Source organism: Vreelandella halophila (genome assembly GCF_019903425.1).
GTDB classification, from domain to species: domain Bacteria; phylum Pseudomonadota; class Gammaproteobacteria; order Pseudomonadales; family Oleiphilaceae; genus Halospina; species Halospina halophila.
Genome location: NZ_JACHUZ010000013.1, coordinates 2,470,153 through 2,495,305, shown reverse-complemented (window position 1 = coordinate 2,495,305; position 25,153 = coordinate 2,470,153). Strand labels below are relative to the sequence as shown.

Here is a 25,153-nt window from a genome sequence, read left to right as displayed (position 1 = left end):
GGGTATGCGCAGCGTAGGCAACGCAGCGCCGATGCTCAATGATATATGTCAAAAACGTAATGCGGTAGTCGTTTTGGATATACTCTGTAATGGTGATCAGGGGCCGGTTCTGGTTCTCGCTCATGGATCCGGCGCGCCTGCGGACTCTGTGCCCATGGAGCGGCTCGCCACCGCGCTCGCCACGGCAGGCTTCCGTGTCCGGCGGTTCGAGTTTCCGTTTATGGCGCAGCGCCGTACCACAGGCAGGCGCCGTCCACCGGATCGCCCTCAGGTCCTGCTCCGGAACTGGCGCGAGGCCATTGATGAAATCGCACACCGGGAAGCGGACGCGGACCGCCTCTGGCTTGGTGGCCGCTCGCTTGGTGGCCGCATGGCCTCCATGCTGCTGACACCGGACCAGTGCCCGGAACAAGTGGCGGGAGCACTGGTGTTTGGCTATCCCTTCCATCCACCGCGCAGGCCGGAACAGTGGCGGACGGATCACTTTGCGGAGCTGGCGCGACCCCTATGGATAGCGCAGGGCGAGCGGGATCCTTTCGGAAAGCGCGGCGAACTGGAGGAACGTATGCCATTCGCCGGGCTGGTACGCCTGGAGTGGGTGACCGATGGCGACCATGAGCTGATGCCCACGCGCCGCAGCGGCCTTGATCCGGATCGTATCCTGGCGATAGCCGCGGAACAGGCGCGGGCGTTTGTAGGGGCAACAGAGACGGGCAACGAATGAGTGAAATGGGTGTGATCCGGGCCCTGTGCCGGCCCGGCTTTGAGTCGGATGCCGGGCAGGAGTTGGTGAGCCGCGCGGCGGAAGTCGGGGGTTATGGTTTCTTTGTTCCGGAAGCTCCCGGCTGGATACGGTTTGAGCTGCCTGGCCAGGCTGCGGGAGAGGTCATGCAGGCGTTGCCGTTGAGCGACCTGGTCTTTGTGCGGGACTGGTACGCCGGCATCGGTGTCGTGGATCCGCTCCCCGGCGAGGACCGTGTCGGTGCCGTGCTCGAGGGGCTGCGTGATGCCGCAGAGACCGGGCCTTTTGGGCGTGTGGATGTGCATGTGCCTTTGGGGGAGACGGAAGAGGCGCTGCCGCGCTTTGCCCGCAAATGGACCAGCCCGCTGGCGAAGGCGCTGCGCGGCGCGGGTATTCTGCATGGGAATCCCGAGGCGGAGCCCGGTGCACCGGGGCTGGAGATCCTGCTCCCTGATTTCAGCCGCGCGCTGCTTGCCCGCCGCGATCCGGCCCTGTCCTCTGCCTTTCATGAAGGGGTTCCCCGGCTGCGGATGCCCGGCACGGCCCCCAGCCGCTCAACCTTGAAACTGGAAGAGGCCCTGCACCGGTTTTTCACCACGGATGAGCGCGAGCGCCTGCTGCGCCATGGCATGACGGCGGTGGATCTCGGTGCCGCGCCAGGTGGCTGGACCTGGCAGCTGGTGCAGCGCGGTCTGGCTGTGACCGCCGTAGACAACGGCCCCATGGATGAAGCGTTGATGGCTTCGGGGTTGGTGACCCACAGGACCGAGGATGCCTTCAACTGGCGGCCCTCGCATCCCGTAGACTGGCTGGTCTGCGATATTGTGGACCGCCCCGGCCGGGTAGTGGAGTTGATGGCGGAGTGGCTCGCGAACAGGCTGTGCCGGATGGCCGTGTTCAACCTGAAACTACCCATGAAGCAGCGCTGGGCCTGCTGGCAGGATTACCGGGCGCGCCTGGAGGAAATCATTGCTGCCAGCGGTGTTGACCTGACAGTTCGGGCCGCTCACCTGTATCACGACCGGGAGGAGATCACCTGCTGTGTGGCGCCGCTCACACGTTCCCGGTAGGTACCGCGTATTCCAGAACCGTGATGCGCTCATCGGATTCCAGCAGCGGCCGGATACGGTTGATCTTCTCCCGCCGCTCGGTGGAATCGTACCAGCGGTACCAGTCCGCAGCTGAACGCCAGGTTGAGAGAATCACCCGGTGACGGGGATTGTACTCATCCTTGAGGGATTCGCCGGATATGAACCCGGGAATCTCAACGGCATTGCGCAGGGCCTGGCGGGCCTGGGCGTCATAGGTGCTTTCCATGGCTTCGGCGATATAGCGCTCGATGATGACACGGATCATGGTTGGTCTCTCCCCGAGGGCTCCTTGTTACTCATACGATTACCCCTGAATGTGGTATCCTTCTACCAATTCTGGCAGAAAATTCTGGAAGCGCGTGTACGGAGGTTCCGCCATTGACCCGGGAATACGATGCAACGCTTGATGCCACCGGCCTGGTCTGCCCAGAGCCGGTCATGATGCTTCACAACCGCATTGCGGATGTGCCGGTCAACGGGGTGCTGCGCGTGATCGCAACCGATCCGTCCACCCAACGGGACATCCCGCGCTTCTGCCAGTTCCTCGGCCACCGTCTGGTCGAGGAGGAAGCCAGCGACGAGCAGTACACCTACTGGATCGAGCGCACGGTCTGAACGACGTCATCGACGCATGTTCAGCAGCCCCGCGCCGACAATGAAGAGGCAGCCGATGGCCTGGTGGAGGGTGAACGGCTCGGACCAGACCAGCCAGCCCAGAAGCGCGGCAAACACCACCGACGAATAGGTGAACTGACCGATACGGCCCGCCGGCGCAATGCGGTAGGCGGTGGTGATCAGCATCTGGGCCGCCGTGGCGCAGGCGGCAATGGAAACCAGCCCAAGCCATTGCCAGAAGGTGGGCCACTGCCAGTTCAGTATGGCGGCCGGTGCCGAGACCGTGGTTGCCACGATGCCGAAGTAGACCACGATGCGCGCGCTGGGCTCGCGTGTACCCATGCGGCGGATCGCGACCTTGGCGGTGCCACCCAGCACCGCTCCCGAGACCCCGGCCATCACAAAGAGTACGTCCTGCATGCCGGCATGACCGGGCTGCAGCAGGACCACCACCCCGCAGAACCCTAGCACAATGGTCATCAGGGCCCAGAGTGAGGTGCGCTCCCCCAGCCATAGGAAGGCGATCAGCGGAATGAAGAAGGGCGAGGTGAGCTTGAGCAGCACCGCCTCGGTCAGAGCCAGTCCGCCCAGGCTGAAGAAATAGCAGTACATGGCGGAGACGCCCACCACACCCCGGACCACATGGAAGCGCAGGTTGCTGGTGCGCAGACAGTCCGGCCCCTGGCGCCACAGCATGATCGGCAGGATGATCGCCAGTCCCAGCGCATTGCGGGCAAACACCAGCATGGTGTTGTCCAGCTCCGGTGCCAGTGCCTTGACCTGGGCGCCCATCAGGGCGAGCAGGAGTTCACCGGCAAGAACACAGGCCGCCCCCCGGTGCAGGGGGGAGTTCAGGCTGAAACCGGCCACGCTCAGACGTCGGTCCGTTGGCGGACACGTTCAAGATGCTCGAGAAACTCATCCTGGTCCATTTCGCCAAGGATGCGCGCCTGCTTGAGCTCTTCTCCCTGGCCGTTGAAGAACAGCACGGTGGGCGGGCCGAAGAGGTTGAAACGGTCGAGCAGTGCCTGGTCGGCGGCGGTGTTGTCCGTTACATCCACCTGCAGGCGCTCAAAGTCCGCCATGGCTTCGAGTACCGGCTCAGTATCGAACACCTGGCGTTCCATTATCTTGCAGCTGATGCACCAGTCCGCATAGAAATCGAGAATCACGGGCTTGCCGGCTTCGGACGCCTGTTCCAGGTGAGCCTCGATGCGCCCGGCGTCGGATATCCGTTCAAAGGGTTCTTCCGGCAAGTCGGAACCGCCAACCCCGGAGGAGGCGGCATGGAAGGGGGCCAGTGGTCGCAGCGGGTCACTGGCCCCGGCCATGGCTCCGGCGAGCAGCATGGCGGCTACAAGGACCAGCACCACGCCGATGCCCTTGCGGGTACGCGGCCAGCCTTCGCCCAGGGGTTCAAGGGCGCCCAGCTGGACCCCGGTGACCGCCAGCAGCAGGGCCCAGAGCACCAGTGCCGCCGGGCCCGGGATCACCCGCTCCAGAAGCCAGATGGCCACGGCCAGCATCAGAATGCCGAATGCCGCCTTGATGCGGTTCATCCAGGGGCCGGGTTGGGGCATGAAGCGCCGCCCCCCGGTCCCCACAAGGATCAGCGGCGTGCCCATGCCCAGCGCCAGGGCAAAGAGCGCCAGGCCGCCCATGGCCGCGTTCTGGGTGGCGCTCAGGTAGACCAGGGCCGCAGCAAGTGGTGCCGTTACGCAGGGCGAGACAATCAGGGCTGAGAGAGCCCCTATGCCCGCGACGCCGGCGACATTGCCACCGCTGAGGCGTTCACTCTGGCGCGTAAGGCGGTTCATGACGCGCTCCGGAAGGCGGATCTCGAAAACACCAAACATGGCCAGGGCCAGCAGAGTGAAGAGCCCGGCAAAGAGCGCCAGCACCCAGGGCGCCTGAAGATGGGCCTGGATGTTGAACGAGGCGCCAAGCAGACCCACAAGCACGCCGGCCGCGGCATAGGTCAGCGCCATGCCCAGGACGTAGGCCAGGGACAGGTAAAAGGCCTGCAGGGTGTTGAGCTGGCGCTGGCCGGCCACTACCGCCGAGACGATCGGGATCATGGGCAGTACACAGGGCGTGAAGGTCAACCCCAGCCCCAGGCCGTAGAACACCAGCATGGCCCAGAGCAGGGAGTCGCTGCTCAGCAGGGTCTCCAGACTCCCGCCGCGCCACCGGCCGTCATCGCTGGAGGAGGATGGGGCAGCGCCGCCCGCTGAGGGTGACGAGGTGGTCTCCTGTTCCGGCGCGGGGTACATTACGCTGCCGTCCGCCGGGTCGTAACGCAGTGTCTCCGTCTGGGGCGTGTAGCACAGGCCCGCTTCGGCGCACCCCTGCCATTCGATGGTGACCCGGATGGGCTCGTCGCCATGGCCCCCGGCCGGGCTCAGCCTGGCACTCACCGGCTCGTAGAAGACCGGAGTTTCCCCAAAATAGGGGTCGTCCTTGATCTCACTGTCGATGCTGAACTGCGGGGGCAGGTCAAGGGCATCCGCCGGTTCGGTCGTGATGCTGATGCGGTTCTCGTAGAGGTAGTACTCCGGCGTCACGTCCCAGTTCAGGACGAGCTCACCGTCCTCCACCCAGGTACTGAACGGAAAGGCCTCCTCGACCGGCGGGAAGTCGCCACCATTGCCGTCGGAGAACGGTGACTGGGCGGCGGCCGGGCCGACGAGAGCGAACAGCAGGATCAGCAGACGCGTCAGGATGATGGTGACTCCTATGGCTCGGAAGTGGGCTGAGCGCGCCTATTATAACGAACGCTTGAAGGTTGCGGCACAATCCCTAGACTGGCGCCATGATATCAGGTGAACCTCTTCCGGATTCCTACGCGGATGTCGTACGGCTGTTCAATGGCCTTTTCCAGCCCACCCAGGCCACCATATTGGTACCAGGCGGGGAGGAACCCGAGTACCTGCCGGCCGATGGCGAGTGCCGGTGGAATCGGATAGTATTTGCCCATGGCTTCTACGCCAGTGCCCTGCATGAGGTCAGCCACTGGTGCATTGCCGGCCAGCGCCGGCGCCAGCTCTACGATTACGGTTACTGGTATGAACCGGATGGCCGGGATGCGGATCGCCAGGCCATGTTTGAGCAGGTCGAGGCCAGGCCTCAGGCGCTGGAATGGCTGTTCACGGTGGCCGCGGGTCGCCGTTTCCACCTGAGTATGGACAACCTGGCCGGTGAGGTCCCCGGGCAGAGGGAACGCTTTGCCGAAAGGGTGCATGACGAGGTACGACGCTGCCTGGATGAGGCCATGCCACCCAGGGCCGCCCGGTTTCTGGAAGCACTGCAAGCCTGGTACGGCACCCGGCGCTATTTCCAGGGCTACGCCTTCACCCGGGCGAAACTGATCGGATCAGAGGAGGTGCAATGAACGACCAGGCCGAAAGACCGGCGGAATCAGAGTCAGCGGAGCAGGGCCAGGCAACGGAACAGCAGCAGGAGCAGAAAGAGCAACAGCCCCGGTTCCGGGACTTCCAGCTGGACGAACGGCTTCAGCGCGCCATCGATGACCTGGGGTTCGAGCAATGCACCGGCATCCAGGGCGAGGCGCTGCCCAAGACGCTGAAAGGCCTCGACCTGATCGGCCAGGCCCAGACCGGGACCGGCAAGACGGCCGCCTTCCTGATCAGCGCCATCCAGCGCATGCTGGAGAACCCGATTCCCTTCGAGGAACGCTATGCCAGTGAACCCCGGGTCCTGGCCCTTGCGCCCACCCGTGAACTGGCGATGCAGATCGCGCGGGACGCGGAGGCACTGACGCGCCACAGTGGCCATAACGTGGTGACCACCGTGGGCGGCATGAACTACGACCGCCAGCGCAAACAGATCCGCAACGAAGCCATTGATATCCTGGTCGCTACCCCGGGCCGACTGCTGGATTTCCTGGGCAGCAAAGATGTCTTCCTGGACCAGCTGGACCTGCTGATCCTGGACGAGGCCGACCGGATGCTCGACATGGGCTTCATTCCGGACGTCAAGAAAATCATCCGCCACTGCACGCCCAGGGCCAAGCGCCAGACCGTGCTGTTCAGTGCGACCTTCAACCAGGATGTCCTCAACCTGGCGTCCATGTGGAGCGAGAACGCGGAATTCATCGAGATCGAACCGGAAAGCAAGGCCGCCGAGCGGGTGGAACAGATCTTTTTCACCGTCAGCGACGCCCACAAGGCCATGGTGCTGATCAACTACCTCAAGCGGGACGAAGTCAGCCGGGCCATCGTGTTCGCGAACCGGCGGGACCAGACCCGGGAGCTGGAGGAGAAACTGCGCAGCCACGGTGTGCGTTCAGCGCTTCTCTCCGGGGAGATCCCACAGAACAAGCGAATCAGTACCCTCAACCGCTTCAAGGAAGGGGATATTCGGGTGCTGGTGGCCACGGATGTGGCGGCCCGCGGCATCCATGTGGAAGACGTCTCCCATGTGTTCAACTTCAACCTGCCGGACAATCCCGAGGATTACGTGCACCGGATTGGGCGCACCGGAAGGGCGGGCGCTTCCGGCACGTCGGTTACGCTGGCCGGTGAGGATGACAGCTTTGTGCTCCCGGATCTGGAGAACTATCTGAATCAGTCACTGACCTTTGTACGTCCGCCTGACCCGCTGATGGTGCCGCTGCCGGAACCGGAGACCCTCCGGGAAACGAAACAGGAGGACGCCGGAGACGGCAGGCCGGGGCGCCAGCGCAAGCGCAACCAGCGCCGGGGAGAAGACAGTTCGGGATGAGCAGCCTGCGCATCCTGGCGGACGAGAATATCCCCGCGCTGGAGGCCTGTTTCGGTGGTTCCGGTGAGGTTCGCACCCTGCCGGGGCGGTCCATCCGCAAAGCCGACCTGCTGGATGTGGACGTTCTCCTGGTACGCTCCGTTACCCGTGTCGACGCGGACCTGCTCGCGGGAACGCCGGTACGCTGGGTGGGCACCGCCACCATTGGCACCGACCATCTGGATACCCACTTCCTGGAGCAGCACGGCATTGCTTGGGCCTCGGCGCCGGGCTGCAATGCCGAGGCTGTCGCCGATTACGTGCTGGCCGTTATGGCACTGGCCGCCATTGAGCGGGGGCAGGCTCTGACAGATGGCTCAGTGGGGATTGTCGGTTTTGGCAATGTGGGCAGCCGCGTTCACCGGCGACTGCAGGCACTCGGTATTGAGACCCACGTAACCGATCCCCCGTTGGCGGAACAGGGTGTCTCCGGCCTCACCGGACTGGATGAGGTGCTGGCCTGTGACCGGATTGCACTGCATGCGCCACTGATCCGGGACGGCCGCTGGCCGACGGAGCACCTGTTGGACGCCGTGCGTGTCCAGGCCCTGAGGCCCGATCAGGTACTGATAAGCGCGGGTCGCGGCGCTGTCGTGGACAACGCCGCGCTGCGTGAACGGCTCGAGGCTGGAGGCCCCTGGACGGCACTGGATGTCTGGGAGGGAGAGCCGCTGGTTGACCCGCAGCTTGCGCGGAATGTCCGCGTCGCCACACCCCACATCGCCGGCTACAGCGTGGAAGGCAAGCTGCGGGGAACCGTGATGCTGGCGCAGGCCCTGAATCGCTGGCAGGGTGTGGATTCACACCCTGCTCTTGAAGCCCTGGTGCCCGGGCCGGCAAAGCTGGAGGCGCTTCCCGCCACCCTGGAGGAGGCACTGCTGGCCGCCTACGACCCGCGCCGGGATTCCCGCCAGCTCCGCGAGACAGTCGCCGGTTCCCGGGCCGAGCGCGCCAGCGCGTTTGACCGTCTGCGCAAGGAATACCCGGTGCGCCGGGAGTTCGGCTTCCATCGTCTCCAGGGCAGCGGTGATCCGGTCGTGAACCGGCAGCTGGAGGCCGCCGGCTTCACCCTCGTTTACTGATGGGTGCGGTTGCGCAGCGCGTCGATGCGCTCATCCAGCGGCGGGTGGCTGGCGAACAGTTTCTGTATTCCTGAACGCACGCCGCTGGTGATGCCGAAGGCCTGCATGCTGTCGGGCATTTCATCAGGGACGCCGGCCTCGCGCTTGAGCCGCTGCAGGGCGGAGATCATGCCCTCATTGCTGCCCCAGCGGGCCCCGGCGGCGTCCGCCCGGAATTCGCGCCGGCGTGAGAACCAGAACACGATGGTGCTGGCCAGGATGCCCAGAACAATCTCGGCCACGATGGTCACCATGATGAACCCGAGGCCGTGACCGCCCTCGTTCTTGAAGACCGCGCGGTCGACGAACGAGCCCACCACCCGGGCCAGGAAGATCACGAAGGTGTTCACAACCCCCTGGATCAGGGTCAGCGTCACCATGTCCCCGCTGGCGACGTGCCCCATCTCATGGGCCAGCACGGCACGGATCTCATCCTTGTTGAAGCGCTGCAGCATGCCCTCGCTGATGGCCACCAGGGCGGCGTTGCGGTTCCAGCCGGTGGCGAAGGCGTTGGACTGCTGTGCCGGGAATATGGCGACTTCCGGGGTTTCCACGCCGGCCTCGCGGGCAATCTGCTGGACGGTTTCCACCAGCCACTGTTCCGCCGGATTGGATGGGCTCTCGATGACTCGCGCCCGGGTGGCCTTCTTGGCCATCCACTTGGAGAGGAACAGCGACACAAAGGAGCCGCCGAAACCGATAACGGCCGCGAAGATCAGCAGGGCGGTGAAGTTCAGCCCCTGACCCTCGAAATAGCTGTCGAAGCCCAGCAGGCGCAGCGTGACGCTGGCCAGGATGATGACCGCCAGGTTGGTGGCGAGCAGAAGCAGTATTCTCATCGATCGTTGTCTCCCGGATAAGGGCCTGTATCCAGCGGATATAATGGGGATTCCAGCGCGGTATTCAAGCACGGAAAGCGAGTATTACGGAACGATCAGGCGCGCGCAGGCGGGTCAAAGAGAAAAAGGTGGACTGTCTCTGAAAGCTCGGTGGAAGTGCCATTGGCCATGCAGTCACGGATGCGGTTGACCGCCAGCCCCGCTTCGCGGGTCAGGCCGCTGCCACCGGCAGCTTCGCCTTGGGGGTACTGGGTGGAGAGTCGGTTGAAGCACTCAGCCGTAAGCACGGCCTGGTCAATGGCATCCTGGCCGATCAGGGACTCATAGCGCAGGAGTCCTTCCTCGGCCAGCCAGAGCATGGTGCCGAAGCACGCCATGTGGCGGTTGCTGTGCAGGCCAAATTCGTCGGGCTCGTCGTCGCCAGCGATGTCCTCCACAAAGACCGCGCCCTTGCGCGGAAAGCGGTTGTAGAGGTGGATCAGGATCGCGGCCGTGTCCCGGTAGAAATCCTCAATGTGGAGATCGGCCATGGCGCCTCCGTCAGTCCTGCTGGTAGTGCTCGAGGAACCGACCCAGGCGGCCGATGGCGTCCTCCAGCATATCCACCCTGGGCAGGAAGACCACACGGAAGTGCTGGGTGTCCGGCAGGTTGAAGGCCGAGCCGTGCACCAGGAGCATCTGCTCCTGCCGCAGCAGGTCGTAGACCATCTGTTCATCGCTGTGGATGGGGTAGACCTCCGGGTCCAGGCGCGGGAACAGATACAGCGCGCCCGCCGGTTTCACACAGCTCACTCCGGGGATGTCATTCAGCATCTTCCACGCCAGGTCCCGCTGCTCACAGAGGCGCCCGCCGGAGACCACCAGATCGTTGATGGACTGGTAGCCCCCAAGAGATGTCTGGATAGCGGTCTGGGCCGGCACATTGGCGCACAGGCGCATTGAGGCTAGCATGTTGATGCCTTCGATCAGGCCCTCGGCGCGGTGCTTGGCGCCGCTGATGATCATCCAGCCAGCGCGGTAGCCGGCGGCGCGGTAGTTCTTCGAAAGGCCGCCGAAGGTCAGGAACAGGATGTCGTCCGCCAGCGAGGCTGCCGGTATGTGCCGGTTGCCGTCGTACAGGATCTTGTCGTAGATCTCGTCGGCCAGAACCACCAGGTCGTGCTCGCGCGCGAGCCGGATCACCTGTTCCAGCAGGTCGGCGGAGTACACAGCACCCGTGGGATTGTTCGGGTTGATCAGAACAATGGCCCGGGTGCGCGTGGTGATCTTGGCGCGGATATCGTCAATGTCCGGGTACCAGTTCTGCTTCTCATCGCAGTGGTAGTGCACCGGCCGGCCACTGGAGAGGGTGGTGGCGGCGGTCCACAACGGGTAGTCCGGCGCGGGGATTAGCACCTCATCACCGGTGTTCAGCAGGGCCTGGGTGGCCATCACGATCAGCTCGCTGACCCCGTTGCCGATGAAGACATCGTCAATGTCCACATCCGGAATACCGAGCTGCTGGCTGTACTGCATAACCGCCTTGCGCGCGGAGAACAGCCCCTTGGAGTCGCAGTAACCCTGGGCGGCCGGCAGGTTGTGGACCACGTCCTGCTGGATCTCTTCCGGGATATCCAGGCCGAATGCGCCGGGGTTGCCGATGTTGAGCTTGAGGATCCGGTGACCTTCTTCCTCGAGGCGGTGGGCTTCCTGCTGGACGGGGCCACGGATGTCGTAGCAGACGTTCTCGAGCTTGGCGGATTTTTCAAATTGCTGCATGATGTTGTAAACCCCTGAGTTGGCGCAAAGGTATTGTAGCGGAGGCCTGCGAGATGACGAAAGTAAACCAGTCGGATCAGGAATGGCTTGAACGGCTGTCCCCGGAGAGCTACCGGGTCACCCGGGAGGGTGGCACGGAAAGACCGTTCAGCGGCGAATACAACGATTGCAAGCAGGACGGCGTCTACTGTTGCGTCTGCTGTGGCGAGCCGCTTTTTGATGCCCGGCACAAGTTCGATTCAGGCTCCGGCTGGCCCAGCTACTGGCAGCCGGCCGGCGAGGGGGCGGTTACCGAGCGCGTCGACCGCAGCCACGGGATGGTCCGCACCGAGGCACTCTGCGCCCAGTGTGATGCCCATCTCGGGCACGTGTTCCCGGACGGGCCCGAGCCCACGGGGCTGCGCTACTGCATCAATTCGGCGGCACTTCAACTTCATCCCCGGGAGGACTGAACTCCCGCCGCCGCGCCCCAGCGCTCCAGAACCTCGCGCATGGCCTCGATGCTGTAGGGTTTGGTGAGGTAATCGTCCATGCCGGCGCTGAGGCATTGTTCACGGTCGCCTTCCATGGCGTTGGCGGTAACCGCGATTACCGGCACATGGGCCATCCCTTCCGTGCCCCGTATCTGGCGGGTGGCTTCGAAACCATCCATGACCGGCATCTGACAGTCCATCAGGATTAGGTCACAGGTGTTGCTGCGCAGATATTCCAGGGCCAGTTCCCCGTTTTCCCGGATCACGACCCGGTGCCCGAGTTTGCGGAGCATGCCGCTGGCTACCATCTGGTTGACCTGGTTGTCCTCCACCAGGAGTACATCGAGAGTCGTGGATGAGCGCGGCGCTGCCCGGTGCGACGGGGAATCCATGGCAGTGAGTCCGATGGCGACGCGCAGGGTATTGACCAGTTGACGGCGCACCAGGGGCAGGTGGATGATCCCGGAATGGTCAGCCCCATCCCCATCCGTACCGAGGTGGACAACGGGTGGGCATCGTTCGGCCTGATCCACCAGTGGCCGCCATCCGGGCGCATGGCCGTCGATGATGATCAGATCCTGACCCTCGACCTCCAGGGTGGTCGGCGTTTCCGGTACCGTCACCTGGTGGCGGATGTGGGCGCCCCAGTAGCGCAGGTGGTCCTGCAGGGGCGGGGCATGGGGGTTGTCGCGATTGGTGAGCAGCAGGGCCCGCATGCCGTCGAAGTCGTTTTCGCCGCTGCGTGATGGCGCGTCCGGGTCAACATCCAGCGGCAGGTGGACCCTGACGCGGGTGCCTTCCCGTTCCTTCGATTGGACCTCGATGGTGCCGCCCATCCGATCCACCAGCTGCCGGCACAGGGTCAGACCGAGTCCGGTTCCGCCAAAACGTCGTGCGGTATCCGCCTGTCCCTGGGAGAACGCTGAGAACACCGTCTTCTGGGCCTCCCTGGACATACCAATGCCTGTATCCGCCACGACCAGCTCAATACCATCATGTTCGGGGTCGAGGCTTAGAGTGATCTGTCCCTGCGGGGTGAACTTGATGGCGTTGCCCATCAGGTTGTTGATGATCTGGCGCAGACGGGTGGGGTCCCCAAGGTAGGCGGGCTCAATGTCCGGGGCGATGCGCGTGACGATGGCCACATCGGCGGCGCGCACGCTCTGCTGGGCGAACAGGGTCGCGCACTCCTCGGCGAGAACCCCGGGGTCCAGGCTGATACGCTCAAGGGTGAGCTTGCCCGCCTCGACCTTGGAGATGTCCAGGATGTCATTGACCAGGGCCACCAGGTTCTCGCCGGCGCTCAGTGCCAGCTCCATGCGTTCCCTCTGGGTGGCGCTCAGCCGGTTCTCAAGCGCCAGGCGCAGCATGCCGAGGAGCCCGTTCAGCGGCGTCCGGATCTCATGGCTCATGCTGGCGAGAAAATCCGCACGGGCCCGTGCGGTTTCCAGGGCTTCCTCACGGGCATCGATCAGGGCCCGGTTGGAGCGCTGGAGGGCTTCATTCTTGTCCCGGATCTCGGAGGTCCGGGCCTCAACGATCTGGGCCAGCTTCTCATTGTAGTCCTTCAGCCGGCCCTCCGCTTCACGCTGCTTCTGGAGGCCGTTGTCGATGGTGTCCAGGTGCTCATTGGTGATGTGCACCAGCAGCCCGATCTCATCATTCTCATGGCGCCGGGGTGTCGGCAGGCGCGCTTTTTCGGCGTTATCCGAGTCCACATCCTGGAGGCCGCTGACCACCCGCAACAGCGGTTTGGTGATCATCATGTAGAAGATCACCAGCAGCAGCCCCGCCAGGGCCAGGCTCATGAGGAAGCCGCTGAGCAGGGTGTAACCGGCGCGCTGGAGAAAGGTGCTGCCGAAAGGGTAAGTGTCGATGGAAACGTGGAGGTGACCAAGCTCCATTTCCTGCAGCTGGGAGACGTGCAGCTGTTCCCTGTAGTCCCGGCGGGGCTGGAACAGCGAATCACTCAGCCAGCGGTAGGGGCCATCGGAAGTGGGGCGTTCGCGCTCCGCGAGAATGCGCCCCTGGGGATCCTCAATGCGTGCATTCACGATGGCCGGATGGCGCAGCAGTCCGTCCAGCAGCTCTTCGGCAAGTCGCGTGTCGATGTTATAGGCGATCTGGGAGGCTGGACTGTGGCTGATTTCCATCAGCGCCCGGATTTCGCTGTTCATGTTGGAGCGGGCGTTGAAGTAGTCCAGCGTGACCACGCCCAGGTTCAACAGGACGCCTAGGGTCAGTGCTGACAGCACGACATTGCGGGTCAGGCGGAACGATAAACGCTGTGTAAGCCTTGAATCCACACCGGTCTGTCCCTTTCAGTGGAGGCCGGACCTCCGAAGGTGGTTCCAGGAGCCCCTGATGGAGGCCTCAGCTGTCGTAATCCGCTTTCTTCTTCCAGGCCTCTTCCTCGTGAATGAATTCTTCCCATTCACGGTTCACGCTGTTGGGCATAACCGCTTCCGTGCGCTCGGCCTCGGGATCCTGGCCTTCAGCCAGGCGGTTGAGCTCCTTGATGCGTTCACGGTAACGCGTAACCAGCTCGGCCGCATGCGTATGGTCCTTGGATTTCTCCAGCTCGCTTGCTGCCAGGTGATAGCAGTGGATGGCCTTGCGGTAGCGTTTGGCCTGCTCGTGTTCCTGTGCCTGGAAGACCATCAGCTCGGCATAGACCCGATGCACCAGGAAAAGGATGTTGACCATGTGCTGACGCGCCGCGTCCGCGGACACCCGGCCCGCCTTCTTCTGGCGTTCCACGAAGCGGAAAAGCATCTGCAGCAGACTGCGGACCTCCTTGACCCGCTCCTGATCGTTCATCGGGAATTCGCCCGGGCCCTGGACCTGTCCGGACTCCAGCGCCGAAAGCGCGGCCTGGTCCGCGTCCTCAAGCGCCTTCGGGTTACCCGGGGCATTGAGCTCGCGCAGCTGACCCGCCAGCTCCAATGCCCGCTGCAGTATGAGGCGCCGAAGGGCCTTGTCTAGGAAGGAATTGGGTAGTTCGTCCACGAACCGGCGCAGGAGGCTGTGGCCGTCCTCCAGAGCTTTGATGCGGCGCATGCGCTCCACGCGCGCCTTCTCACGCATCTGGCTGACAACGATCAGCACCAGGCCGATGATCAGCAACAGCGCCAGAACAGCGATGATGGCGATAGTGGTCATAGTCAGTACACGCTGTGGTATCCGGAATGGTTCCAGTATAGACCAGATGCCTGATAACTGCATGAATGGAGGCACAAAGCGGCCCGGGCTGGTCTGGCCCGCCGCTGTAACGGCATAATAGCTGCTCTTCTTCCCCTGGAGATGTCATGGATCTGTCCCGGATCGATCTCAACCTTCTGGTGTACCTGGATGTGCTGCTGCGCGAGAAGAGCGTCACGCGCGCGGCCAGTTACCTGGGCCTGACACAGCCGGCCATGAGCAACGGGCTGCGCCGGCTCCGGGAGCTGTTCGATGATCCGCTGCTGGTGCGCACAAGCGAGGGCATGAGCCCGACCGAGCGGGCGCTGGAGCTCCAGCCACGGGTGCGCGAGATCCTGGCCCAGGTGGAGCAGACGGTCCAGAAGACCGGGTCCTTCGATGCCGGGGCCAGTGAGCGGGTTTTTCGCATTATGGCCAGCGACTATGCGGAATCCACCCTCATGCCCCGGGTACTGCGGCTGATCCGCAGCCTGGCACCGCACGTGACCCTGGACGTGCTGACACCCTCGGATGTGAGTTTCCTGGACGTGGAGCAGGGGCGGGTGGATATGGCCATCAACCGTTTTGACACCATCCCGCAGTCGTTCCACCAGCGCACCCTCTGGACCGACTGGTTCGCCTGCCTGATGAGCAACGAGAACCCGGTGCTGCGTGAGCCGTTCACTCTGGACACTTACCTTCAGGCGAACCATATCTGGGTCAGCAAGACCGGCTTCGGTGTGGGTGTGGGGGTAAACCCGCGCGACGTGCAGCGCCTGGGATGGGTGGATGAAGCCCTGGGGAAGCTGGGGCGCAAGCGCCGGATCTCGGTTTTTACCCGCCATTACCAGGTGGCGACCCTGCTGGCGGAGCAGCACGATGTGATGGCGACCCTGCCATGCCGTGCGGCCTGGCTGCAGAAGGACAATCCGGCGCTGGTGGTGAAGGCGCCGCCGTTCCCGATCCCGCCGATCGAGCTGAAAATGGCCTGGAGCCCCCTGCTGCAGCACAACCCGGATCACCAGTGGCTGCGCCAGCGGATTGTAGAGGGGGCAGAGGAACTGAACGAGGCCTTTGAGCCCTTTGCGGCGGATTTCATCCCGGCCGGGCCGGAACCGGCCCATCCCTCGGAGCGCTGAGTCTCAGAGGGGCAGGTCGCGCAGTTCCACGGAGCTGCGGCCGTATTCCCAGGCGCGCTCAAATTCCTCGGCGAAGGGGCGCACCCGGCGCGGTGCCGAGGCGTTGGCAAAGCCCTCTGCCGTATCGAAATCATGCCGGCTGATGACCCCGCTGTCGTCCACCAGGATCACCGGGCGGCTGGGGTGGGGGTAGCTGGTGTTCACCAGCCTGAGGCCCATGCGGCTTGGCAGTCGGCGCATCAGCTCCACCAGGCTGTGCCGGCGCTTCACCAGTGGGGTATCGTCATGGATGAGAAAGCGGATGTCGCTGTGGCGGCTGCGTCGGGCCAGCTGTGACACCGCCTGTTCCAGCACGCTGTCGTCATAGAGGGCGTGGCTGAGGGAGTTGTCGTGGATCCAGAGTCGGCGGGTCGCCTGTTCCGCCATGGCCAGGAGCGCTTCCAGCTGATCGCCGTTGGCATTGAGCTGCCAACTGGTGGTGTCCGAGGCCAGCAGGAATGGGCAGCGGGTTTCCGCCTGCTGGCGGAGCACCAGCGAGGGTGCAGTGCAGTTCATGCGCCGGTGGGGGATCCCGGCATCCATGTACCTTTCCGAGACCACATAGAAGCCCAGCCGCCGGTAGAAATCGACCGCCGCCTCCTGGGCACCAAGCGTGAAGCGGTTCCAGGTGGCGAGCCCATCCTGGAGCATCCGCGCCAACAGGTGTGTTCCCAGGTCCTGACCACGTGCACTGGTGGCGACCGCCATACGGCCGATCGCTCCCCAGCCGCTCTGTTCCTCGTAGAGGCGGGCCGTTGCAACGGGCTCTCCAGTGTCGTCATGGACAAGGTAATGCACCGCGCTGGCGTCGGTGTCATCCCATTCCAGCTCCTCGGGCACCTGCTGTTCAACAGTGAACACCTGGCGTCGCAGTGCGATGGCGGCTTCCGGCAACTGGCCGGCGGGGTGCGCCTCGATCCTCATTCCCCGTCGTCCTCTTCCTCATCATCGCCTTCCGGGTACAGGCTGCCCTGATTGATCAGGGAGACCACCAGGTCAGCGAGCGCGGGTTCCTGGATATAGCCGGCGAGGGCGGTCATATCCGGATGCCGTCCGGCGCAGAGAACCCCTGCAATGCCGGTGGCGTTGCCGGTCAGGCGGAAGCGCTGGCCGTCCACGAACAGCAGCCGGCCGCCATCGTCCGGGAGGTCGTAGAAGCTGAAGCGGCTGCCTTCGTTCCAGATAAGAGAGACGCCTTCGCCGACCAGCTCCTGGAGGGTGGTGGAATCCATCGGGTCTTCCGGGGGTTCCACAATGCCCTCGTGACAAGGTTCGGTCATGGCCTGGCCGAACCAGCTGGCGATGGCGTCCGGGGTCTGGAGTGCGTTCTCAAGAATTGACCGTAATTCATTGATCTGGGAGTGGCTTATGCGCCCCGGGTTATCCTGGAGCGCGGGCGCCGGATCCTCCAGCTGGCGGTCCAGGGCCGGGCTGTCGGCCACTGAGTCCGCGACCCCGGTCACCACGTCCGCGTGGCTGGGCGTGCGGAACCCGATGGACAGGGTCATGCAGTCGTTCTCGGCAATGCCCCAGTGAGCCACGCCGGGTGGCAGATAGAGCATGTCCCCAGGGTTGAGTACGGCTTCCTCCTCGGTTTCAAAGTCCGCCAGGATGTGCAGTGGTGTGCCTTCGACCCGCAGTGAGCTGTTGTCGTGAACGCCGCCGATCTTCCAGCGCCGCTGGCCGATGGTCTGGAGCAGGAAGACATCGTAGCGGTCGAAATGCGGGCCGACGCTGCCGCCCACGGGCGCAAAGCTGGCCATGATGTCGTCCAGGCGCCAGTTGGGCACGAAGCGGAAGTACTCCAGCAACTCCGCCGCCTCCGGTACCCAGTGGTCCAGGCCCTGGACCAGCAGGGTCCAGTCCCGGTCCGGAAGCGACTGCAGGTAGGTCTCCTCAAAGGGTCCGTTGTGCAGCTGCCAGGGTTTGTCGTTCTCCGTCTCGAAGACAAGGCGGGATTCCACCGCCTCCTCGCAGGCCAGTCCGGCAAGCTCGTCCACCGACACCGGTGACTCGAGATCCGGAAAGGCGTTGCGGATGATCAGCGGCTTCTTCTGCCAGTAGTCGCTGAGGAAGGTCTCGATGCTGGTTTCGCCGAGTACGGACATGAGGTTTTGCGGCCTTTGGTTTCAGGGGTCACTTCGGGGAACGGTCGCGGATCGCGCGCGCCTGTTCCGCGGCATTACCGGTGTAGCGCGCCGGCGTCAGGCTGCGCAGCTGCTCCCGGGCCGTTTCGGGGATATCCAGACCGTCGATGAACTCATGGATGGCGTCGGGGGTCATATCCCGGCCGCGCGTGAGTTCCTTGAGCTTCTCGTAGGGCTTTTCCACGCGGTAACGGCGCATCAGGGTCTGTATGGGCTCGGCCAGGATCTCCCAGGCCTGCTGCAGATCCTCGTCCAGGCGCTGTGGGTTGATCTCCAGCTTGGAGAGGCCCTTCAGGGTGGCCTGCCATGCGATCAGGCTGTGCGCCAGGCCCACGCCCAGGTTGCGCAGGACGGTGGAGTCGGTCAGGTCGCGCTGCCAGCGGGAGATGGGCAGCTTGGCCGCGAGATGGTCGAGTATGGCATTGGCCAGCCCCAGGTTGCCTTCGGAGTTCTCGAAGTCGATGGGATTAACCTTGTGGGGCATGGTGGAAGAGCCCACTTCGCCGGCAACGGTGCGCTGCTTGAAATAGCCCAGGGAGATGTAGCCCCAGAGGTCGCGGTCGAGATCAATCAGCGCCGTATTGAAACGGCTCAGGGCGTTGAAAAGCTCGGCCACGCAGTCATGGGGTTCGATCTGGGTGGTGTAGGGGTTCCAGCTCAGGCCCAGCCCCTCCACGAAGCCGCGGCTCAGCGTCTCCCAGTCCACTTCCGGATAGGCGCAGAGGTGGGCGTTGTAGTTGCCCACGGCGCCGTTCATCTTGCCCATGAGCGCCGTGCCACGCAGCTGCTCGCGTTGGCGGGCCAGGCGGTAGGCGCTGTTGGCCAGTTCCTTGCCCACAGTGGTGGGCGAGGCGGTCTGGCCATGGGTGCGCGCCAGCATCGGCTGTTCGGCGAGCTCTTCCGCCATGCCCTGGAGGCGTTCCAGCAGCTCGTCCATGGTCGGCAGGATCTGGGTGTCCATGGCCTCGCGCAGCATGAGCGCGTGGGAGAGGTTGTTGATGTCCTCGGAGGTGCAGGCGAAGTGGACGAACTCGGAGATGTCAGCAAGCTCAGGCAGCGAATCACTGACCGAGGCGATGCGCTCCTTGATGAAATACTCCACCGCTTTCACGTCATGGTTGGTGGTGCGCTCGGTGGCCTTGATGGTCTCGGCGTCCTCCAGGCTGAAGCCGGTTACCAGATCGTCCAGGAAGCGGTTTGCGGCATCCGAGAAGGAGGGCACCTCGGGGATGTCCTGCTGGGCGGCCAGGTGCTGGAGCCAGCGTACTTCGACGGTGACCCGGGCGCGGATGAGCCCGTATTCGCTGACGATTTCACGCAGCGGCGCCACTTTGCTGCCATAACGACCGTCGACGGGCGAAATCGCCGTGAGGGCGTTCAGATCCATGGAGACAAGCCTCTCGTGCAATGGGTAAAGACCCTATTATACACAAGCGGGCAGGGTGCAGGCAGGCGCTCAGTCGAGGTCGTGAAGGATGCCATCGGCGATGGCGACATGGCGCTTGCGGCGGAAGAGCAGCTGCCAGCGCCGGCCACCCAGCTGGCGCCAGAGTACCGCGGAGCGGATACCGGCCAGAAGGCAGGCACGTATTCGAACCGCATTCTCTTCAATTTCAAGGTACTGGCGGTGACCGTTCACGTTGATTTTGATCCGGAAGGTGCTGAGTGTGTCCTGGTAGATGCTGGCCAGGTTGCGCTGTACGTTCGGGTGGGTTGGGCCGAAGTGCTCGACGGTGCGCCGTGCCTGCTCAATGCGTTCACCGATGGTGTCCATCATGTCCGGCTGCTTGCGCAGGCGTGCTTCAAGCTGGACCAGGCTCAGGCTGTAGCGCAGGATCTGGGTGTCCTGGCCAGCGGGCTGTTGGCCCATGGCCCGGCGCAGGGTTTTAAGGCCCTCGCGCAGGCCGTAAAGGTCGCCGTAGACATCCAGTGTGTTGCCGGGGTCCGTTTCAAACAGGGAACGGATGGTGGTTTCCAGCGGATCCTGTGGACACTGGCCCTTGGTGGCCGTGTGGTGCACCAGGCTGGCAGCCTGGAAAATGCCGGCCAGCGCCAGGGTCTGGTCACGCAGACTACCGCTCACGCGGACTGCCCCTGAATGGGAATGGATTCGCCGGGTGAGCCAGCCTCGTCCATGAAGGTGCGCTCGATGACGCCCCCGCCGAGGCAGATCTCACCCTGATAGAACACCACCGACTGGCCGGGCGTGACCGCACGCTGGGGCTCATCGAAAAGGACACGATAGCCATCCCCGGCCGCCTCCAGGGTGCAGCTCTGGTCGGGCTGGCGATAACGGTTCTTGGCCACGCAGCGCAGCGGCAGTTCTGGCGCCCCAGTGATCCAGTCGATGTGCCATGTGTACAGGCCGCGCCGGTAGAGCAGGGGGTGCTGACCGCCCTGGACAGCGACCAGGACGTTGCGGTCCAGGTCCTTGTCCGCCACGTACCAGGGCTCGGTGCTGTAACCGGAAAGCCCCCCGATTCCAAGGCCCTGGCGCTGGCCAATGGTGTGGTACATCAGGCCCTGGTGACGCCCGATCACATCACCGTCGGAGGTTTCGATGTTCCCGGGCTGTGCCGGCAGGTACGTCTTGAGGAAGTCGCTGAAGCGGCGCTCCCCGATAAAGCAGATGCCGGTGCTGTCCTTCTTGTCATGGGTGACCAGGCCGGCGTCTTCCGCGATCCGGCGGACTTCGCCCTTATCCATGTCCCCGAGCGGGAAGAGGGTTCGTGCCAGGCGCTCACCGGCCACGGCATGCAGGAAATAGCTCTGGTCCTTGTTGCCGTCGAGCCCCCGAAGCAGCTGGGCCTGGCTGCCGTCACCGATGACGCGGCGGCGGGCGTAATGGCCCGTTGCGATGTAATCGGCACCCAGTGTCACCGCATGGTCCAGAAAGGCCCGGAACTTGATCTCCTTGTTGCACAGGATGTCCGGGTTGGGGGTGCGGCCGGCGCTGTATTCGGCCAGGAAGTGCTCGAACACCCGGTCCCAGTATTCGCCGGAGAAGCTGGCGGTGTACAGCGGAATCCCGATGCGCCCGGCCACGGCCTGGGCATCTGCCAGATCCTCCATGATGGTGCAGTGCTCGGTACCGTCCGCCTCGTCCCAGTTCTTCATGAACAGGCCTTCCACGCGGTAGCCCTGCTGTTTGAGCAGCAGGGCAGCCACGGAGGAGTCGACACCGCCGGACATGCCGACGATGACGTGGGGCGCGGTCGCGTTACCGGGATTCTGTACTTCGGTCATAGGGCGCCTATTGTAGGGGATTGGCGCGGGTGCGTCACTGCGGCTCGATTTCCCGGATCAGATCCAGCGGGAAACGGCGGCCACTGCGGTAGTCACTGATGCAGTTGGCGACCAACGGGCTGCGCAGCTGATCACTGCGGGCATCGAGTTCCTCGGGGGTGAGCCAGTGTGCGGCGATAATGCCGTCATCAAGGGCGTCCGTTTCCCTGGGCCCAGCTTGGCCAATGAAGGCATAGCGGTGATAGGTGAGTCCGTTGTGGGGGGAGCGGAACACATAGATGCCGAGAAAGGCCTCAAGCGTTACGAGGTAGCCGGTTTCCTCCAGGGCCTCGCGCCGCGCGGCCTCCAATATGGATTCGGCTTCCTCGATGTGGCCTGCTGGCTGGTTGAGAACCACGGCGCCTTCGCTGTGCTCCTCCACCATCAGGAACCATTCGCCGTCGGGGACGACAACGGCAACGGTGGCATTGGGCTTCCACTGCATCGGGCAAACTCCGGTCTGACACTGATGGATGCAGACTCTAGAATGCTGAGTGGCGGAAGGGAAGAGCGGACGCAGACCACCATTGCGGGGCACCATGGATGCCCCGACAGGGGAAGCGGGGCGTATTCAGGCTGTCTGCCGCTGGGATTCCGGCTGTCGTGCACGCGACTCGTTGCCTGCGCCAGCAGCAGTGCTGTTTTCCTGTGACGCGGTCTCACTGCCTTCCCTGCGCCGTGACGGCGCTTCATGGGGGATGATGTTGACCGCGTGGATGCCCTTGGCACTGGGTTGTTTCTCGAATTCAACACGCTGGCCCGCCTTGAGCGTCTTGTAGCCTTCCATCTGGATGGAGGAGAAATGGACGAAGAGATCCTCGCTCTCTCCCTCCTCAATGATGAAGCCGTACCCCTTGGCGTTATTGAACCACTTGACCTTGCCCTGATGCATCACTTCCTCCTTGCTCTCAGAGAATCCCTGACTGCCGACTGCCTGGTTGGCGTCTGGAGGCGGTTCCCCCGAACCGCTCCTGGTCACAGCGGGCGAATGGGCGAATGAATGTAACGCTTTGTAAAATCATCAGGGAAACTGTTGACCAAAAATCCACCAGAGTCAAGAGACGTATGACCAATTTGAGGACTGGTCGTGGGTGAGCTGGGCGGGTGTCGGGCGGGATGAACGTGATAAAATCCAGTCAGGCGATGGTGAGCATAGCCGGAATCCGTACATGGCGACACATTATGATTGAAGACAGGTTCGTAAAGATGGATCAGGCTCTACTAGTATGGAATCAGGATGGTGGAGAAGAAGACCCGGGCCAGGACGACGGCACCGCCGTTGAAACGGAGAAACCCGAGGTCAAGCACCCCTCGCTGTACCGGGTGGTGCTGATGAATGATGACTACACGCCGATGGACTTCGTCGTGGAGGTTCTAATGACCTTCTTCGCCATGCCGGAGGAAAAAGCGACACAGATCATGCTGGCGGTACACACTCAGGGCAAAGCGGTCTGTGGCGTCTATACTCGGGATATAGCGGAAACGAAAGCGGCCCAGGTGAATCAATATGCTTCCGAGCACGATCATCCGCTGCTGTGTGAGATTGAACGAGCTGACTGAAACCGGGGTGGCCCATGCTCAGTAAAGACCTCGAACTGACCCTCAACGAGGCATTCCGTAACGCGCGGGACAAGCGTCATGAGTTCATGACCGTGGAGCATCTGCTGCTGGCATTGCTCGACAACGAATCCGCCGTACGCGTGCTCAAAGCCTGCGGGGCCGACCTGCCGCGACTGCGCGAGGAGCTCAACGACTTCGTGGATTCCACGACGCCGCTGATCCCCTCCAATGACAGTGAGCGCGAGACCCAGCCCACGCTGGGGTTCCAGCGCGTGCTGCAGCGGGCTGTGTTCCATGTGCAGTCCTCCGGCAAGAAGGAGGTAACCGGCGCTAACGTGCTGGTGGCCATCTTCAGCGAGCAGGAAAGCCAGGCGGTATTTGTGCTCAAGAAGCAGAACATTGCCCGCATCGACGTGGTGAACTTCATCTCCCACGGCATCTCCAAGGTGTCAGGGCCGGATGAGAAAGAAGGTGGTTCGGAGTCGGAATCGATGCAGCAGGAAGAAAGCGCGGAGGAAGGCACCAGCTCCAATCCTCTGGAAGCCTACGCCCAGAACCTCAACGAGCGCGCCACCCAGGGGCATATCGACCCACTGATCGGGCGCGAGCACGAAGTGGAGCGCACCATCCAGATCCTGGTCCGCCGGCGCAAGAATAACCCGCTGCTGGTGGGCGAGGCCGGTGTGGGCAAGACCGCCATCGCCGAGGGCCTGGCGAAGAAGATCGTTGACGGCGACGTACCGGACGTGATCAAGAACGCCGAGGTGTTCTCGCTGGATCTGGGCGCGCTGCTGGCCGGCACCAAGTACCGGGGTGACTTCGAGAAGCGCCTCAAGGCACTGCTGGCGGAACTCAAGAAGCGCGAGCACGCGATCCTGTTCATCGATGAGGTCCACACCATCATCGGCGCCGGTTCGGCCTCCGGTGGTGTCATGGACGCCTCCAACCTTCTCAAGCCCATGCTTGGCTCCGGCGAGATGCGCTGCATTGGCTCCACCACCTTCTCGGAGTTCCGCGGAATCTTCGAGAAGGACAGTGCCCTGGCGCGGCGTTTCCAGAAGATCGATGTGAACGAGCCGAGCGTTGAGGACACCTACCGGATCCTCAAGGGGCTCAAGACCCACTTCGAGAAGCATCACGAACTCAAGTACACCGACAAGGCGCTGCGCAGTGCCGCGGAGCTGGCCGGGCGCTACATCACCGACCGGCACCTGCCGGACAAGGCCATCGACGTGATCGACGAGGCCGGCGCGCGCCAGCAGCTGTTGCCGGTATCCAAGCGCCGCAAGGTGATCAACGAAGGCGCCATTGAGGACATCGTGGCGGCCATTGCGCGGATTCCACCGAAGAACGTCTCCACCTCGGACAAGGACGTGCTGCGCAACATCGAGCGCGACCTGAAGATGACCGTCTTCGGTCAGGATGAGGCTATCGAGTCCCTGTCCACCGCCATTAAGCTGGCCCGCGCCGGCCTCAAGGCGCCGGAAAAACCCGAAGGGGCCTTCATGTTTGCCGGCCCCACGGGGGTGGGCAAGACCGAAGTCACGCGCCAGCTTGCCAGCCTTCTGGGCATCGAGCTGGTGCGCTTCGACATGTCCGAGTACATGGAGCGCCACACGGTGTCACGGTTGATCGGGGCGCCTCCGGGCTACGTGGGCTACGATCAGGGCGGGCTGCTGACCGAGAACGTCAACAAGCACCCGCACTGCGTGCTGCTGCTTGACGAGATCGAGAAGGCGCACCCGGAAGTGTTCAACTTGCTGCTGCAGGTCATGGACCACGGTACGCTCACGGACAACAACGGGCGCAAGGCGGACTTCCGTCATGTGATCCTGGTGATGACCACCAATGCGGGCGCAGAAGTGCTGACCAAGCGCTCCATCGGCTTCGCCAACCAGGACCACAGCACCGACGGCATGGAGATCATCAACAAGACTTTCACGCCGGAGTTCCGAAACCGTCTGGATGGCATCATCCAGTTCCGCTCGCTCAGTCCGGAGATCATCTCGCACGTGGTCGACAAGTTCCTTACGGAGCTTCAGGCCCAGCTGGACGAGAAGCAGGTGGTTCTGCACGTGGACGACGAGGCCAAGCTCTGGCTGGCCCAGCACGGCTACGACGAGAACATGGGCGCTCGCCCCATGGGCCGCCTGATCCAGGAGAAGATCAAGAAGGGTCTGGCGGAGGAGATCCTGTTCGGACGCCTCTCGAAGAACGGCGGCGACGTCTCCATCCATGTGAAGGACGACGACCTGGCGTTCGAGTTCGAGACGGAAGAACCGGCAGAGCCTGTCGAATAACGACAGGCCCCGTAATGGAAAACCCCGGTATCCCTCGGATGCCGGGGTTTTTTAATGCCGGAACGTTACGGCAGCGGGACGG

General features: G+C 63.5%; 25 protein-coding genes. 10 read left to right on the top strand and 15 right to left on the bottom strand.

The window, feature by feature from the left end:
* Positions 1-4: 4 nt before the first annotated feature.
* Together H4I92_RS15885 and rlmM are read left to right on the top strand one after the other, a co-directional pair.
* Complete coding sequence (locus tag H4I92_RS15885) at positions 5-724, top strand: alpha/beta family hydrolase (RefSeq protein WP_338072770.1); 720 nt, start codon at positions 5-7, stop codon at positions 722-724.
* Entirely contained in the window at positions 721-1,812 is a 1,092-nt protein-coding gene (gene rlmM / locus H4I92_RS15880; RefSeq protein WP_218668240.1) for a 23S rRNA (cytidine(2498)-2'-O)-methyltransferase RlmM, read from the top strand. The genes H4I92_RS15885 and rlmM overlap by 4 nt, the downstream gene beginning before the upstream one ends.
* Here the strand turns inward: rlmM and H4I92_RS15875 are convergent.
* The gene (locus H4I92_RS15875; protein ID WP_077531495.1) at positions 1,796-2,098 is read right to left on the bottom strand and encodes an antibiotic biosynthesis monooxygenase family protein; all 303 of its coding nucleotides are present in this window, start codon (positions 2,096-2,098) and stop codon (positions 1,796-1,798) included. The genes rlmM and H4I92_RS15875 overlap by 17 nt on opposite strands.
* 113 nt (positions 2,099-2,211) lie before the next feature.
* On the opposite strand from H4I92_RS15875, the gene tusA reads away from it, so the two are divergent.
* Complete coding sequence (gene tusA / locus H4I92_RS15870) at positions 2,212-2,448, top strand: sulfurtransferase TusA (RefSeq protein ID WP_077531494.1); 237 nt, start codon at positions 2,212-2,214, stop codon at positions 2,446-2,448.
* A gap of 6 nt (positions 2,449-2,454) precedes the next feature.
* Here the strand turns inward: tusA and H4I92_RS15865 are convergent, their stop codons facing one another.
* Both H4I92_RS15865 and dsbD read right to left on the bottom strand, forming a co-directional pair.
* Positions 2,455-3,318: a DMT family transporter gene (locus H4I92_RS15865; RefSeq protein ID WP_218668239.1), complete on the bottom strand. Its 864-nt coding sequence runs from the start codon at positions 3,316-3,318 to the stop codon at positions 2,455-2,457.
* A gap of 2 nt (positions 3,319-3,320) precedes the next feature.
* Entirely contained in the window at positions 3,321-5,153 is a 1,833-nt protein-coding gene (gene dsbD, locus H4I92_RS15860) for a protein-disulfide reductase DsbD (protein WP_281247524.1), read from the bottom strand.
* A gap of 107 nt (positions 5,154-5,260) precedes the next feature.
* Between dsbD and H4I92_RS15855 the strand changes: the two genes are divergently transcribed.
* The 3 genes from H4I92_RS15855 to H4I92_RS15845 are packed head-to-tail and all read left to right on the top strand — an operon-like array spanning position 5,261 to position 8,312.
* The gene (locus H4I92_RS15855) at positions 5,261-5,839 is read left to right on the top strand and encodes an elongation factor P hydroxylase (protein WP_077531492.1); all 579 of its coding nucleotides are present in this window, start codon (positions 5,261-5,263) and stop codon (positions 5,837-5,839) included.
* Positions 5,836-7,191 carry a DEAD/DEAH box helicase gene (locus H4I92_RS15850; protein ID WP_077531491.1) on the top strand — a complete coding sequence of 452 codons (1,356 nt, stop codon included), beginning with the start codon at positions 5,836-5,838 and terminating at the stop codon, positions 7,189-7,191. The genes H4I92_RS15855 and H4I92_RS15850 overlap by 4 nt, the downstream gene beginning before the upstream one ends.
* Positions 7,188-8,312, top strand: a complete 1,125-nt coding sequence (locus H4I92_RS15845) for a 4-phosphoerythronate dehydrogenase (protein WP_143512742.1) — start codon at positions 7,188-7,190, stop codon at positions 8,310-8,312. The genes H4I92_RS15850 and H4I92_RS15845 overlap by 4 nt, the downstream gene beginning before the upstream one ends.
* Here the strand turns inward: H4I92_RS15845 and htpX are convergent.
* The 3 genes from htpX to H4I92_RS15830 all read right to left on the bottom strand — a co-directional run bounded on the left by htpX (position 8,306) and on the right by H4I92_RS15830 (position 10,948).
* A complete protein-coding gene (htpX, locus tag H4I92_RS15840) occupies positions 8,306-9,190 on the bottom strand; it encodes a protease HtpX (RefSeq protein WP_077531490.1) in 885 nt (294 codons plus the stop codon). The two genes, H4I92_RS15845 and htpX, sit on opposite strands and share 7 nt — an antisense overlap.
* A 95-nt stretch (positions 9,191-9,285) precedes the next feature.
* The gene (locus H4I92_RS15835) at positions 9,286-9,720 is read right to left on the bottom strand and encodes a hypothetical protein (protein ID WP_077531489.1); all 435 of its coding nucleotides are present in this window, start codon (positions 9,718-9,720) and stop codon (positions 9,286-9,288) included.
* Between the two features lie 10 nt (positions 9,721-9,730).
* On the bottom strand, positions 9,731-10,948 hold the full coding sequence (locus H4I92_RS15830) for a pyridoxal phosphate-dependent aminotransferase (RefSeq protein ID WP_077531488.1): 1,218 nt from the start codon (positions 10,946-10,948) through the stop codon (positions 9,731-9,733).
* A 53-nt stretch (positions 10,949-11,001) separates the two neighbouring features.
* Here H4I92_RS15830 and msrB point away from each other — a divergent pair, with 53 nt between their 5' ends.
* Entirely contained in the window at positions 11,002-11,400 is a 399-nt protein-coding gene (gene msrB, locus H4I92_RS15825) for a peptide-methionine (R)-S-oxide reductase MsrB (protein ID WP_077531487.1), read from the top strand.
* On the opposite strand, the gene H4I92_RS15820 is transcribed toward msrB, so the two are convergent.
* The gene (locus H4I92_RS15820) at positions 11,382-13,727 is read right to left on the bottom strand and encodes an ATP-binding protein (protein ID WP_077531486.1); all 2,346 of its coding nucleotides are present in this window, start codon (positions 13,725-13,727) and stop codon (positions 11,382-11,384) included. The two genes, msrB and H4I92_RS15820, sit on opposite strands and share 19 nt — an antisense overlap.
* Before the next feature lie 67 nt (positions 13,728-13,794).
* Positions 13,795-14,583, bottom strand: coding sequence for a hypothetical protein (locus H4I92_RS15815; protein WP_077531485.1), 789 nt, complete (start codon positions 14,581-14,583; stop codon positions 13,795-13,797).
* A 146-nt stretch (positions 14,584-14,729) separates the two neighbouring features.
* Here H4I92_RS15815 and H4I92_RS15810 point away from each other — a divergent pair, with 146 nt between their 5' ends.
* Positions 14,730-15,740, top strand: coding sequence for a LysR family transcriptional regulator (locus H4I92_RS15810; protein ID WP_077531484.1), 1,011 nt, complete (start codon positions 14,730-14,732; stop codon positions 15,738-15,740).
* Between the two features lie 3 nt (positions 15,741-15,743).
* Here the strand turns inward: H4I92_RS15810 and H4I92_RS15805 are convergent, their stop codons facing one another.
* From H4I92_RS15805 to H4I92_RS17040, 7 genes are all read right to left on the bottom strand, one after another.
* A complete protein-coding gene (locus tag H4I92_RS15805; protein ID WP_077531483.1) occupies positions 15,744-16,703 on the bottom strand; it encodes a GNAT family N-acetyltransferase in 960 nt (319 codons plus the stop codon).
* Positions 16,700-17,887, bottom strand: coding sequence for a cupin domain-containing protein (locus tag H4I92_RS15800; RefSeq protein WP_077531482.1), 1,188 nt, complete (start codon positions 17,885-17,887; stop codon positions 16,700-16,702). Before H4I92_RS15800 ends, H4I92_RS15805 begins: the two co-directional genes overlap by 4 nt.
* A gap of 28 nt (positions 17,888-17,915) precedes the next feature.
* On the bottom strand, positions 17,916-19,313 hold the full coding sequence (gene purB, locus H4I92_RS15795; RefSeq protein ID WP_077531481.1) for an adenylosuccinate lyase: 1,398 nt from the start codon (positions 19,311-19,313) through the stop codon (positions 17,916-17,918).
* 69 nt (positions 19,314-19,382) lie between these two features.
* A complete protein-coding gene (gene hflD, locus H4I92_RS15790) occupies positions 19,383-20,009 on the bottom strand; it encodes a high frequency lysogenization protein HflD (RefSeq protein WP_077531480.1) in 627 nt (208 codons plus the stop codon).
* Complete coding sequence (gene mnmA, locus H4I92_RS15785) at positions 20,006-21,172, bottom strand: tRNA 2-thiouridine(34) synthase MnmA (protein ID WP_077531479.1); 1,167 nt, start codon at positions 21,170-21,172, stop codon at positions 20,006-20,008. Before mnmA ends, hflD begins: the two co-directional genes overlap by 4 nt.
* A gap of 34 nt (positions 21,173-21,206) precedes the next feature.
* The gene (locus H4I92_RS15780; protein WP_077531478.1) at positions 21,207-21,656 is read right to left on the bottom strand and encodes an NUDIX hydrolase; all 450 of its coding nucleotides are present in this window, start codon (positions 21,654-21,656) and stop codon (positions 21,207-21,209) included.
* Positions 21,657-21,782: 126 nt separating this feature from the next.
* A complete protein-coding gene (locus H4I92_RS17040; RefSeq protein WP_077531477.1) occupies positions 21,783-22,103 on the bottom strand; it encodes a cold shock domain-containing protein in 321 nt (106 codons plus the stop codon).
* A gap of 314 nt (positions 22,104-22,417) precedes the next feature.
* Between H4I92_RS17040 and clpS the strand changes: the two genes are divergently transcribed.
* Both clpS and clpA read left to right on the top strand, forming a co-directional pair.
* Positions 22,418-22,771, top strand: a complete 354-nt coding sequence (gene clpS, locus H4I92_RS15770) for an ATP-dependent Clp protease adapter ClpS (RefSeq protein WP_077531808.1) — start codon at positions 22,418-22,420, stop codon at positions 22,769-22,771.
* Between the two features lie 14 nt (positions 22,772-22,785).
* Positions 22,786-25,071: an ATP-dependent Clp protease ATP-binding subunit ClpA gene (gene clpA / locus H4I92_RS15765; protein WP_077531476.1), complete on the top strand. Its 2,286-nt coding sequence runs from the start codon at positions 22,786-22,788 to the stop codon at positions 25,069-25,071.
* Positions 25,072-25,153 lie beyond the last annotated feature (82 nt).

Coding starts and splice junctions, on each gene's coding strand:
- H4I92_RS15885 (WP_338072770.1), top strand. CDS start 5: ATGCGCAGCGTAGGCAACGCAGCGCCGATGCTCAATGATATATGTCAA.
- rlmM (WP_218668240.1), top strand. CDS start 721: ATGAGTGAAATGGGTGTGATCCGGGCCCTGTGCCGGCCCGGCTTTGAG.
- H4I92_RS15875 (WP_077531495.1), bottom strand. CDS start 2,098: ATGATCCGTGTCATCATCGAGCGCTATATCGCCGAAGCCATGGAAAGC.
- H4I92_RS15855 (WP_077531492.1), top strand. CDS start 5,261: ATGATATCAGGTGAACCTCTTCCGGATTCCTACGCGGATGTCGTACGG.
- H4I92_RS15850 (WP_077531491.1), top strand. CDS start 5,836: ATGAACGACCAGGCCGAAAGACCGGCGGAATCAGAGTCAGCGGAGCAG.
- H4I92_RS15845 (WP_143512742.1), top strand. CDS start 7,188: ATGAGCAGCCTGCGCATCCTGGCGGACGAGAATATCCCCGCGCTGGAG.
- htpX (WP_077531490.1), bottom strand. CDS start 9,190: ATGAGAATACTGCTTCTGCTCGCCACCAACCTGGCGGTCATCATCCTG.
- H4I92_RS15835 (WP_077531489.1), bottom strand. CDS start 9,720: ATGGCCGATCTCCACATTGAGGATTTCTACCGGGACACGGCCGCGATC.
- H4I92_RS15830 (WP_077531488.1), bottom strand. CDS start 10,948: ATGCAGCAATTTGAAAAATCCGCCAAGCTCGAGAACGTCTGCTACGAC.
- msrB (WP_077531487.1), top strand. CDS start 11,002: ATGACGAAAGTAAACCAGTCGGATCAGGAATGGCTTGAACGGCTGTCC.
- H4I92_RS15815 (WP_077531485.1), bottom strand. CDS start 14,583: ATGACCACTATCGCCATCATCGCTGTTCTGGCGCTGTTGCTGATCATC.
- H4I92_RS15810 (WP_077531484.1), top strand. CDS start 14,730: ATGGATCTGTCCCGGATCGATCTCAACCTTCTGGTGTACCTGGATGTG.
- H4I92_RS15805 (WP_077531483.1), bottom strand. CDS start 16,703: ATGAGGATCGAGGCGCACCCCGCCGGCCAGTTGCCGGAAGCCGCCATC.
- H4I92_RS15800 (WP_077531482.1), bottom strand. CDS start 17,887: ATGTCCGTACTCGGCGAAACCAGCATCGAGACCTTCCTCAGCGACTAC.
- purB (WP_077531481.1), bottom strand. CDS start 19,313: ATGGATCTGAACGCCCTCACGGCGATTTCGCCCGTCGACGGTCGTTAT.
- mnmA (WP_077531479.1), bottom strand. CDS start 21,172: ATGACCGAAGTACAGAATCCCGGTAACGCGACCGCGCCCCACGTCATC.
- H4I92_RS15780 (WP_077531478.1), bottom strand. CDS start 21,656: ATGCAGTGGAAGCCCAATGCCACCGTTGCCGTTGTCGTCCCCGACGGC.
- H4I92_RS17040 (WP_077531477.1), bottom strand. CDS start 22,103: ATGCATCAGGGCAAGGTCAAGTGGTTCAATAACGCCAAGGGGTACGGC.
- clpS (WP_077531808.1), top strand. CDS start 22,418: ATGGATCAGGCTCTACTAGTATGGAATCAGGATGGTGGAGAAGAAGAC.
- clpA (WP_077531476.1), top strand. CDS start 22,786: ATGCTCAGTAAAGACCTCGAACTGACCCTCAACGAGGCATTCCGTAAC.